At 33.9% G+C, this 12310-nt stretch carries 8 protein-coding genes and 3 pseudogenes; all 11 read left to right on the plus strand.

Translation table 11 applies throughout. The features are described from left to right. On the plus strand, positions 1 to 579 hold a 579-nt coding region (locus tag ACXX8U_RS14880; RefSeq protein WP_458566533.1), incomplete at its 5' end, for a CBS domain-containing protein. Between the two features lie 89 nt (positions 580 to 668). Further along, a pseudogene (gene uvrA / locus ACXX8U_RS14885) lies at positions 669 to 3496 on the plus strand (excinuclease ABC subunit UvrA); the annotation flags it as partial. A gap of 250 nt (positions 3497 to 3746) precedes the next feature. After that, on the plus strand, positions 3747 to 3926 hold the full coding sequence (locus ACXX8U_RS14890; RefSeq protein ID WP_458566540.1) for a DUF559 domain-containing protein: 180 nt from the start codon (positions 3747 to 3749) through the stop codon (positions 3924 to 3926). Beyond that, positions 3910 to 4023 (plus strand): DUF559 domain-containing protein, encoded by a 114-nt coding sequence (locus ACXX8U_RS14895; protein ID WP_458566534.1) that lies wholly within the window; start codon positions 3910 to 3912, stop codon positions 4021 to 4023. Before ACXX8U_RS14890 ends, ACXX8U_RS14895 begins: the two co-directional genes overlap by 17 nt. A 384-nt stretch (positions 4024 to 4407) precedes the next feature. Next, a pseudogene (locus ACXX8U_RS14900) lies at positions 4408 to 5139 on the plus strand (LOG family protein). Positions 5140 to 5373: 234 nt separating this feature from the next. Further along, positions 5374 to 5700, plus strand: a complete 327-nt coding sequence (locus tag ACXX8U_RS14905; RefSeq protein ID WP_458566535.1) for a hypothetical protein — start codon at positions 5374 to 5376, stop codon at positions 5698 to 5700. 1375 nt (positions 5701 to 7075) lie between these two features. Next, positions 7076 to 7480 carry a hypothetical protein gene (locus ACXX8U_RS14910; protein ID WP_458566536.1) on the plus strand — a complete coding sequence of 135 codons (405 nt, stop codon included), beginning with the start codon at positions 7076 to 7078 and terminating at the stop codon, positions 7478 to 7480. 257 nt (positions 7481 to 7737) lie between these two features. Beyond that, a complete protein-coding gene (locus tag ACXX8U_RS14915; protein ID WP_458566537.1) occupies positions 7738 to 7932 on the plus strand; it encodes a hypothetical protein in 195 nt (64 codons plus the stop codon). A 388-nt stretch (positions 7933 to 8320) separates the two neighbouring features. Beyond that, positions 8321 to 10733, plus strand: a pseudogene (locus tag ACXX8U_RS14920) (alpha-ketoacid dehydrogenase subunit alpha/beta). A gap of 266 nt (positions 10734 to 10999) precedes the next feature. Then, positions 11000 to 11200, plus strand: a complete 201-nt coding sequence (locus ACXX8U_RS14925) for a hypothetical protein (protein WP_458566538.1) — start codon at positions 11000 to 11002, stop codon at positions 11198 to 11200. 160 nt (positions 11201 to 11360) lie between these two features. Beyond that, a complete protein-coding gene (locus ACXX8U_RS14930; RefSeq protein WP_458566539.1) occupies positions 11361 to 11882 on the plus strand; it encodes a peptidoglycan DD-metalloendopeptidase family protein in 522 nt (173 codons plus the stop codon). Positions 11883 to 12310 lie beyond the last annotated feature (428 nt).

Genomic DNA, 12310 nt, shown 5'->3' on the forward strand with positions numbered 1-12310 from the left:
ACTGCAATTTTCTTAATTGCAGAGATTACAGGTGGCTATAACTTGATGATTCCTTTGATGATTGTGGCTTCCATTAGTTTTGCAATTTCAAAACGATTTGAAAAACATTCGATGGATGTTAAGAATTTAGCCGAAAAAGGTCATGCGTTTACCAGCAATAAAGATACCAATATCCTTTCGACTTTAGAGACTACTTCTATCATACAAACCGACTATTTGACGGTTTCCCCTACTGAAAATTTAGAGAGACTGGTCGATTTAATATCTCACTCTAATCAAGTGATATTTGCAGTCGTTGATTCTGAAAAGAACTTATTAGGAATTGTTCATTTTAATGATATTCGAGAAATAATATTCAATACTTATCGCGTAAAATACACTTTGGTCAGAGAAATAATGACAGAACCTACAGAAATCATTTCTCCTGATGACAGTATGGAAATGGTCATGAATAAATTTGAAAAATCAAAAAAAGCTTTTTTACCTGTGCTTAAAGAGGGAAAATATTTTGGCTTTATTTCTAAATCTGTTGCGCTTGAAGCGTATAGAACAAAATTAAGATCAATGACTATTGAATAAATTTTAATCTCCCATTTTAACACAAACTTCTAAACTGTTACATCAAAAGAACAATTCAAAATGGTAACTTTGCTTTTTTGCAAAAAATTATGCTAGACAAAGACAATACCATTGAAGTTCAAGGCGCTCGCGTGCACAACTTAAAAAATATAGATGTTTCCATTCCAAGAGAAAAACTGGTTGTAATTACCGGTCTTTCGGGTTCTGGGAAATCCTCCTTAGCTTTTGATACCATATATGCCGAAGGGCAACGCCGTTATGTAGAAACGTTTTCGGCTTATGCGCGTCAGTTTTTGGGTGGTTTAGAAAGACCAGATGTTGATAAAATTGACGGACTTTCTCCTGTAATTGCTATTGAACAAAAAACGACTAGTAAAAGTCCGCGTTCCACTGTAGGAACGATTACTGAAATTTATGATTTCTTACGTTTGCTTTATGCACGTGGTGCCGATGCGTACAGTTACAACAGTGGCGAGAAAATGGTTTCTTACTCTGACGAGCAAATCAAAGATTTGATTATTCAGGATTTTTCAGGAAAACGCATCAATATACTAGCGCCTGTGATTCGAGCCAGAAAAGGACATTATGCAGAACTTTTTCAACAAATTGCCAAACAGGGTTTCCTTAAAGTTCGTGTAAACGGTGATGTATTGGATATAACTTTAGGAATGAAATTAGACCGTTACAAAACACACGATATAGAAATTGTTGTGGATAGAATGGTGATTGATGATACTCTAGAAAACGAAAAACGGTTAACAGAAAGCATCAATACGGCCATGAATCAAGGTGAAAATGTATTGATGGTTTTAGACCAAGATTCTAATGAAGTTCGGTTTTTTAGTCGGAATTTGATGTGTCCAAGTACTGGAATATCGTATCAGAATCCGGAACCCAATTTATTTTCTTTCAATTCACCAAAAGGCGCTTGTGACCATTGCAACGGCTTGGGAACGGTAAATGAAATAAACCCAAAGAAGATTATTCCAAATCCAAAATTATCTATAAAAGCAGGTGGTTTTGCTCCATTGGGCGAATACAAAAGCTCTTGGATATTTAAGCAATTAGAAATTATTGGTGAAAAATTTGGCTTCAAATTGACGGATGCAGTTAACACCATTTCGGAGGAAGCTATGGAAATGATTTTGAATGGTGGCAAAGAAAAATTCACCATTAATTCTAAAGATTTAGGAGTTGCGAGAGAATACAAAATTGATTTTGAAGGGATTTCGCATTTCATAAAAAACCAACATGATGAAAGTGGTTCCACAAGCATAAAACGTTGGGCAAAGGAATTTATGGACGAAATAAAATGTCCGGTTTGTGAAGGTTCCCGTTTGAAAAAAGAAGCGCAGTTCTTTAAAATCAATGAAAAAAATATTACCGAACTGTGCGATATGGACATTTCGGATTTGACGGCTTGGTTTCATGATTTAGACAGTCATTTCATCTGATAAACAGAAGCGTATTGCGACGGAAGTAATCAAAGAAATTAAGGATCGACTAAACTTTTTGATGAATGTAGGCTTGAATTATTTGGCTTTAAGCCGAAGCTCCAAATCTCTTTCTGGTGGTGAGGCACAACGTATTCGTTTGGCAACTCAAATTGGTTCGCAGTTGGTAGGTGTTTTATATATTTTGGACGAGCCAAGTATTGGTTTACACCAAAGAGATAACGAAAAATTAATTCATTCGCTGGAACAATTACGTGATATTGGAAACTCGGTAATTGTAGTCGAGCATGACAAAGACATGATTGAACGCGCCGATTATGTGATTGACATTGGTCCAAAAGCCGGGAAATACGGTGGTGAAATCATCAGTAAAGGAACACCTGCGGAAATCTTGAAACACCATACTATTACAGCGATGTACATGAATGGCGAAATGAAAATTGAAGTTCCTGCAAAAGCGCCGTGAAGGAAATGGAAAATTCCTAAAACTAACCGGAGCAACAGGAAACAACTTAAAAAATGTTTCAATAGAATTGCCTTTGGGCAAAATGATTTGTGTGACGGGAGTTTCAGGAAGTGGAAAATCGACTTTGATCAATGAAACGCTCTACCCTATTTTGAATGCCTTTTATTTTAATGGTGTCAAAAAACCGCAACCGTACAAAAAAATAGAAGGATTGGAACATATTGATAAAGTTATTGATATTGACCAAAGCCCTATTGGTAGAACGCCACGCTGTAATCCTGCCACGTACACCGAAGTTTTTACAGAAATTAGAAATCTGTTTACGATGACCTCTGAAAGTATGATTCGGGGATACAAAGCGGGACGTTTTAGTTTTAATGTAAAAGGCGGACGCTGTGAAACCTGCGAAGGATCTGGTGTTCGAACAATTGAGATGAACTTTTTACCAGATGTGTATGTAGAATGTGAAACGTGCCAAGGAAAACGTTTTAATAGAGAAACATTGGAAATTCGATACAAAGGAAAATCCATTTCGGATGTGTTGAATATGACGGTTGATGAAGCGGTTCCGTTTTTTGAAATGATTCCGAAAATATATAGAAAAGTAAAAACCATACAAGATGTTGGTTTGGGCTACATTACACTTGGCCAACAAAGTACCACACTTTCTGGAGGTGAAGCACAACGAATTAAACTGGCTGGAGAATTGTCTAAAAAAGATACTGGAAATACCTTTTACATCTTAGACGAACCCACAACGGGATTGCATTTTGAGGATATTAGAGTTTTAATGGAAGTGATTAACAAACTGGTCGATAAAGGCAATACGATATTAATTATCGAGCACAATATGGATGTGATTAAACTAGCCGATTACATTATAGACATCGGTCCTGAAGGTGGAAAAGGTGGCGGACAGCTTATCGCCAAAGGAACTCCTGAGGAAGTTGCAAAAAATAAAAAAAGCTATACTGCACAATTTTTAAAGAAAGAGTTGGCTGTAAATTCCACTCCTTTGGAGGGGTGCCCGCCGCGGCGGGCGGGGTGGTTTTTAAATATTTTAATTTTTGCAAAAAATAGCTTTTTTATATAAATTGACGTCTTGTAATGGCACCAACTAAATTGTAACCTTTACTATCAAGGGAATGTGAAAAAAGCAAATCGTATGGAAAGTACTGGCGAGATAACTGCTTCTATAAATATCACAACCCATTTATAGAAATTTCATCGAAAACTTACCCTACAACATAAACTTAAAATCTAGGGCTAGAGCACTGCGCAAAGCAGGAGTGCTATCAGAAGTAATTTTTTGGTTGCAAGTTCATAAAGGTATATTTTGGAAAATAGATTTTGACAGACAAAGAATTATAGGTAACTACATAGTAGATTTTTATGTAAAAACTCTTAGGGTTGGTAATCGAAATTGACGGTTCAAGCCATGACAATAAAGAACAATACAACCAAAAAAGAGAAGAATATCTACGTATCTTTAGGATTAAAGGTGTATCAGAATATCTGATTTAAGGATAAAACATGATTTGAATAATGTGATGAAGGAGCTAGAGCAACTATATTGTTGTAGGAATTTGGGTGAAATATAAGCTATTAACTTTTGCTAAACGTAGGACTAAAAAACCACCCCACCCTGCGGGCACCCCTCCAAAAGAGGGGAATAAACAAGTTAGAAAACTTGTCGCCAATAGTAACGTTGGTAGAAATTATAAAAACTACATGAACCGTTCTATGGTACAGTTTATGAAAAAAGGATTACTTTAGTAGGCTTGGATGTTTTAGCCCTGATGGAAGTGGACATCCTTTTTATTTTTTTCTTTAAAAAATAAAAAGATTAAAACGGACAGCAGGATAATAGCTCCAAAAAAAATAGAATAGATAATTAAAATACAGCATATGAGATTAGAAGATTTTGACAATGACGAGGATAAAGTAATCCAAGACCGATTAAAACAGAAAGACTTGGAACGAGATTAGAACCAATGACAGTTGGGCCATTTTTAAAATCATGGCCGAGTTTGTTAATGGGTATGAAAGTATGGGACGTATAGGTCCGTGTGTGAGTATTTTTGGTTCTGCTAGAACAAAACCCGAAGATAAATATTATTTACTTAGCAGAAAAAATTGCTTATAAAATCAGTAAAGCTGGTTATGGTGTGATTACCGGCGGTGGACCGGGAATTATGGAAGCCGGGAATAAAGGCGCACATCTAGGTGGCGGAACTTCGGTAGGATTGAATATTGAACTGCCGTTTGAGCAGCATTACAACCCGTATATTGACAACGATAAAAATTTAAATTTTGATTATTTCTTTGTTCGAAAAGTAATGTTTGTCAAATATTCGCAAGGATTTGTGGTGATGCCCGGAGGTTTTGGAACTATGGATGAATTGTTTGAAGCCATGACCTTAATACAAACAAAAAAAATTGCTAAATTCCCAATTATCATTAGTCGGATCCAGTTTTTGGTCTGGATTAATGGATTGGATAAAAACCGTTTTGGTAGAAAGAGAACACACCGTAAGTGCCGAGGATTTGAATTTATTTAAAATTGTAGATACTGAAGATGAAGTGGTTGACGTCCTCGATAAGTTTTATAAAAAGTATAATTTATCTCCAAATTTCTAACAAATAAGCTGTCTCAATCGACAGCTTTTTTTATGTGGTAATTAAGTAGTTTTTCCAGTATTCTAATCTAAAAAAAAAGTATATTTATTTTTTAATATAATTAATATCCAAGCACTTGAATCTACATTTTTAAAAATTACGATATATATCTTTCTTGTATTATTTTCAATAAAACATGCAAGCACAACATCATTCTAAAATAGGTAGTTGAACTGAATTCGCAGTACTAAAACAATGACGATACACAGCAAGAAATTACATTTTTCTAATCAATCGAATGACACTTTGACGTCGATTGTTTTAAACGATTGGAACAACGCCTATTCTACTAAAAACACACCACTAGCCAAACGTTTTTCGGATGAATTTTATAGAGGTTTCCATTTGGCCAAAGAGGAAGAACGAGGAAGTACCACAAATATCTCTATTTTGGATGCAAATAAAATGGATTTATCTTGGGAAAGAACCGAGAAAAATCCCGATTTAATTGAAATTAAATTGAACAGAAAAACTACTTCCCAATCAGAAAATCACCTTATTTCATCTACGTACTATGACTAAAATTCCTAGTGATAAGTTTACAAAATACGGATATAGTTCTAATGGAGTTATTACTCTAAAAAACTGGTTTCTTGACTCCAGCCCGTTATGAAAATCATCAATTTCATAAGATACAGCAATATTAATTTAGATGATATTGCTAATGCCTATCCACTAGTTTTCAAATTGAATTAAATATTCCTAAAAACTTAGAAGCTATTTCTGATTTAAATATGCAGTAAATCAGTTAATTACGCACACGTTTACAAGTTGTCAATTATCAGGCGAATAATAGAACCAATTTCAATCTTATCATTGAACCTAAATTAAATTTTGAAAGTTTTAAAAATAGCAGCTGTAGAAGTACTTGAATAATTTAAAAAATAATAAGTTAGACGCCATTCAAAAAGCAATTGTAATAGATCGAGTTGTGAATTTTGCAAACGAATTAATAGGCAAATATCCTCACGACAAAGATTATCGTTTCGCAGACAGATTATGACAGAAATCCGTTTTATGGTTTGAATCAACTTGCCAGCGTTTATCAGTCCGTTTCCAGATGAATTTATTTTTGAAATTAAATTCCTGAAAACCTATCTTGAATGAATATCTTAAAACTAGTTTAAAATTAGACCCAAGAAAAGACAACTGGATCTATGATGGTTTGCAGGTATATGCCATGATGAAATATATGGATGAAAATCACCCTGACAGCTAAAATGATGGGCAGCGCTATCTAATATGCGTCTTTTGAAATAGTTTTAATATTGCTAATATTAGTTTTAATGAGCAATACAGTTATTTTTATATGTTAATGGCGCGAAGAAATTTGGATCAGCCACTTGGCAGATTCTAAAGAATACTTTGATCAAATTCAATGAACAAATAGCCAGTAAATATAGATCTGGTTTGAGTATTGCGATTTCTAGATTCCTATGCACAAAAAAATGTTGTACCTAACAGCATCAAACAATTTTATATTCAAAATCAGGTCACAACAAGTTTCTAGAATAGATTTTGAAACCATACTAAAATCAAATAGCAGATAAAGATATTAATTGGTTTTTTAAAACGATTATTGATTCCAGAGACATTATAGATTATAAATTTTCTAGTGTTAGCAAAAACCAATGACAGCATCACTTTCTCAATAAAAAATCGTACAGGAACTCTAATTCCAATCCCCGTTTATGGTACCAAAAAAAGAGTACTGTAGTTTTTAAAGCAATGGTTGGATATCGAACAACACGTGATAGCACTTTTACTGCTAAAGAGAAATGGGGCAGATAAAATAATTTTGAATCTAAAAAATGAGGTTCCCGAATTTAATTTAAGAAATAACTGGAAAAAACTAAATGGTTTTTTTCCGAATAATAGACCCATAAAGTTTGTTTTTATGAAGGATTTAGAAGATCCCTATTACAATCAAATATTGTATGTCCCCTCCATTTCTTATAACTTGTATGATGGAATAACACCCGGATTGCGATTGCATAATAAAACAATTCTCGATAAACCCTTTACTTTTGATATTAATCCATCCTATTCTACTAGGTCTAATAACGTATCAGGATCAGGTTCAATTGCAGTAAATCAAAATTATCGAAACAGTACCTTATTTAATGTGAGGTATTCCATGAGTGGTTCTTACTTTCATTATGCACAAGATGCTTCCTATCTAAAACTAAATCCAATGGTTCAATTGCGCATCCGAGAGCCTAATTTTAGAGACAATAGAAAACAATTAATTTTATTTAGACAAGTGCTAGTAAATCGGGAAAAGAGCGCTTTTGCTAATTGACAACGGACCATGCCAACTACTCTATTTTTAATGCGCGGTATTTAAACACCAAAACCGAGGTTACAAATCATTTTAATTTTAATACTGATGTTCAAATATCAGGTGAGTTTGGAAAAGTAAATGGCGAAATTGAATATCAGAAAGCTTTTTGAAAACAACCGCCAAATTAATTTACGCTTCTATGCTGGAAGTTTCTTGTACAATAAAACTGCATCTGATTTTTTTAGTTATCGCACTAGACAGACCTACTGATTATCTTGTTTGATTATAACTATTTAGGACGTTCAGAAAGTACTGGTTTATATAGTCAACAATTCATTTTGGCAGAAGGTGGTTTTAAATCAAAAATAAAAACACCTTATGCAAATCAATGGATTAGCAGTTTAAATGCTAGTGTGAGTATTTGGAATTGGATTGAAATTTATGGAGATGTTGGATTGCATAAAAAATAAAAACCAAAAAGAGCAGTTTATTTACGACAGTGGCGTAAGACTGAATCTGGTAACAGACTACTTTGAGCTGTATTTTCCGGTATATTCTTCCAATGGATGGGAAATAGCACAAAATAATTACAACGAGAAAATACGATTCATAGTAACGTTCTCTCCTAAAACATTAATCAATCTTTTTAATCGAAAATGGTTCTAATTCAATATAGATTTTAATTATTTTTTAAATTATTCTCATTAAAATACGGTATAAAAATTACACATGTAAAAAAAATACAGTTCATTTTATTAGAATTAATTACTAAATAATTTAATTTTATTTTTTTAGATGAATTATGAAAATAACTAGTTTTTAAGTAAATTTGCCTTAATAAAGTTATACTTTTCAATTATGATAAAAGAACAAACCAATACTACATTGACATTTGAAGATTTCAAAACCGAGGTACTGAGTGACTACACGTTAGCAATAACGAGTAGAGAATGCAGCCTTTTGGGACGTAAAGAAGTATTGACTGGAAAAGCTAAATTTGGCATTTTTGGTGATGGGAAAGAAGTACCACAACTAGCGATGGCAAAAGCCTTCAAGAATGGTGACTTCCGATCTGGTTACTACCGCGACCAAACTTTTATGATGGCAATTGGAGAGTTGACAATGCAACAATTTTTTGCTGGTTTGTATGGTCATACTGATGTGGTACAAGAACCTATGTCTGCAGGAAGGCAAATGGGTGGCCACTTTGCTACTCATAGTTTAAATGAAGATGGAAGCTGGAAAAACTTGACACAACAAAAAAATTCAAGTTCAGATATATCGCCAACGGCAGGACAAATGCCAAGATCTATTAGGACTTGCCCAAGCCTCCAAGATATACAGACAAATTTCTGGAATTCCTAATGCTGCAAATTTCTCTGATCAAGGAAATGAAATTGCTTGGGGAACCATAGGTAACGCCAGTACATCCGAAGGATTGTTTTTTGAAACCATAAACGCTGCAGGTGTATTACAAGTACCAATGGTTATGAGTGTTTGGGATGACGAATACGGAATTTCTGTACATGCAAAGCACCAAACAACCAAAGAAAATATTTCAGAGATTCTAAAAGGATATCAGAGAGAAGATGGGACCAATGGTTATGAAATATTGAGAGTTAAAGGTTGGGATTACGCAGACTTAGTAGCTACTTATGAGAAAGCAGCTGCATATTGCTCGTGAAAACCACGTTCCTGTTTTGATCCATGTCAACGAATTAACCCAGCCACAAGGACATTCAAGTTCTGGATCTCACGAACGATATAAAGATGCCAGATCGTTTGGCTTGGGAAAGAGATTTCGATTGTATTCGCCAAATGAAACTATGGATGATCGCCATCAACATTGCCTCTCCCGAGGAAATTGATGCTATTGATGCTCAATGCTAAAAAAGAAGTTTTAGAAGCTAAAAAAGCGGCATGGAATGCATTTATAGAACCTATTGTTGAAGAACAAAAACAACTAGTTGGATTGCTAGAAAAGCTAGCTGCAACAAGTAAAAATAAAGATCGTATTGTACAATTTATCACCGATTTAAAAGGGATTAAATCACCTTTGAAAAAGGAAATTTTGGTTGTAGCACGTAAAGTATTGCGATTAATTCAAAATGAAAACGGTAAAGAAGAACTATCTCAATGGATTAGTTCGTACACTACAAAAACACAAGAAAAATTTAGCAGCAATCTTTTTTCAGAAACCGATTTAAATGTTTTTTCTGTAGAAAAAGTATTACCTGAATATCCAGAAAATGCAAAAGAAGATACTGATGGACGTATGATTTTACGCGATAATTTTGATGCTATTTTTACCAAATATCCCGAAACACTAATCTTTGGTGAGGATGCAGGAGCTATTGGTGACGTAAACCAAGGACTGGAAGGAATGCAAGAAAAATACGGTGAGTTACGCGTTGCCGATGTGGGAATACGTGAGGCTACTATATTAGGACAAGGAATTGGTATGGCTTTGCGTGGCTTGCGACCAATTGCTGAAATACAGTATTTAGATTATTTATTGTATGCGATACAAATCATGAGTGATGACTTAGCTACACTCAGATACCGAACTGTAGGCAAACAAAAAGCACCATTAATTATACGAACACGTGGCCATCGTTTAGAGGGAATTTGGCATTCTGGATCTCCTATGGGAATGATCATCAACGCAATAAGAGGGATTCATGTCTTAGTACCTAGAAATATGACGCAAGCAGCTGGTTTTTATAATAGTTTGCTCGAATGTGATGAACCGGCTTTGGTAATCGAATGCTTGAATGGGTACCGATTGAAAGAAAAAATGCCATTGAACTACGGTGAGTTTAAAACGCCAATTGGTGTTGTAGAAACACTAAAAGAAGGAACAGACATTACATTAGTTTCCTATGGATCTACATTGCGCTTAGTTCAGCAAGCAGCAAATGAACTCTTAGAAGTAGGTATCGATTGTGAGATTATCGACTTACAATCATTGCTCCCATTTGATGTGAACCAAGATGTTGTAAAAAGTATTGCTAAAACAAATCGCCTATTAGTAATTGACGAAGATGTTCCTGGTGGAGCTTCAGCTTATATTTTACAACAAATCATAGAACAACAAGACGCCTACAATTATTTAGACAGCAAACCACAAACTTTGACTGCAAAAGCCCATAGACCTGCTTATGGGACAGACGGAGATTATTTCTCTAAACCTTCATCTGAAGACATTTTTGAAAAAGTTTATGAAATGATGAATGAAGTAAATCCTGTTAAGTTTCCTAGTTTATATTAGTTTAGACCACATTAATAATGAATGATCCTAACTGGCAACAGTTAGGATTTTTTTATGGCTACCTCTATCTGATTTGGAGTCATATAAAGCATAAATATAGTAGTAAACAAAAGTTAAACTATTTCAATCTGATAAGGATTAATTGTATTTTTAAGTTCTAAAAAAAACACAATGGAAAAATATGCCTTATTAGCTCGACTAGAAGCTAAACCTGCAAGAAAGAAGAGGAAGTTGCTGCATTTTTAAAAAGCGCGTTACCACTAGTTTTGGACGAGCCAGAAACAGTAAATTGGTACGGTTGGCAAATAGGAACTTCTACTTTTGGAATTTTTGATACTTTTGAAACAGAAGAAGGAAGAAAAGCACATCTTGAGGGCAAAATTGCTGAGGCATTGATGGCAAATGCTGGCACCCTACTCTCTAAAGATCCAGTAATTGAATTTGTAGCGTTATTAGCTGTAAAATAACTGCTAGCTTTTTTTTGAAAAGTGAAATGTAAATAACGTTCTCACTTAAAAAGGAGAAAAATGATAGATTAGAAAAGTAAATTAACTAAATAATGCCAACGTAATCTCTTTATGTTGGCATTATTATTTTAATTTAGTGTTTTAAAAAAATAAATTATAAATGAAAGTACTAGAAAATATATTACAAAACCTTGAAAATGTTAAAATTATAGATGCTACAATTGATTATAATCAATATATTCCATTGGATATTTCTATAAATAATGAAATTTTTAAAAAACAAAACATAGATAATGCTACTGATTTTGAAACTTATATAGAAAATTATTTAAGTGAAAATAATGCAAAAGTGGCTTTTGGGGGGTACAATGAAATTAGAAATTTGTACAAACGAAGTGGGATTTTCAACGATACAACAACTGAAGAGCGAAACATACACATTGGATTAGACTTATGGATAAAAGCAGGTACTGCCGTTCTAGCAGCTGTAGATGGTTTTGTTCATAGTTTTAATTATAATACTGGATTAGGAGACTACGGTCCTACAATTATTTTAGAACATAAAATTGAAGATCATAAATTTTATACTTTATATGGGCATTTGTCGTTAGAAAGTATTGATGGATATTGCAGATTGGCGACCGTTTTTCGTAAAAGGTCAAAAAATAGCGACTTTAGGTGATGCATCGGTAAATGGAGATTACGCGCCTCATTTGCATTTTCAAATTATTGCCGACATCTCACAACTCATTTGGAGATTATCCTGGAGTTTGTAGTAAAAGTAATTTGGCATTTTATCTAAAAAATTGTCCAGATCCTAACTATATTATTAAAAATTACTATAAATATGAAAAAAATACTTATTGTATTCAGTCATGTATACTGCTTATTGGTTGTAAATCAAAAAAAACAGCCGTAGCTACGGAACCCAAAAAAGCTAATTTTGAAAAAATTAGTTTTACAGAAATTAGATGATTGTACAAAAAGATAAAGCGTACGACTTGGGTAAGAGAGTTTTGATGACTTGTAATACATCTAAAGTTTAAACCGTTTCAATACAACGTGAGGCAACAGCATCCGTTATACAAAACACAACAGAGAAGCGTCAAC

The sequence above is a fragment of the Flavobacterium sp. GNP001 genome, from assembly GCF_054343775.1.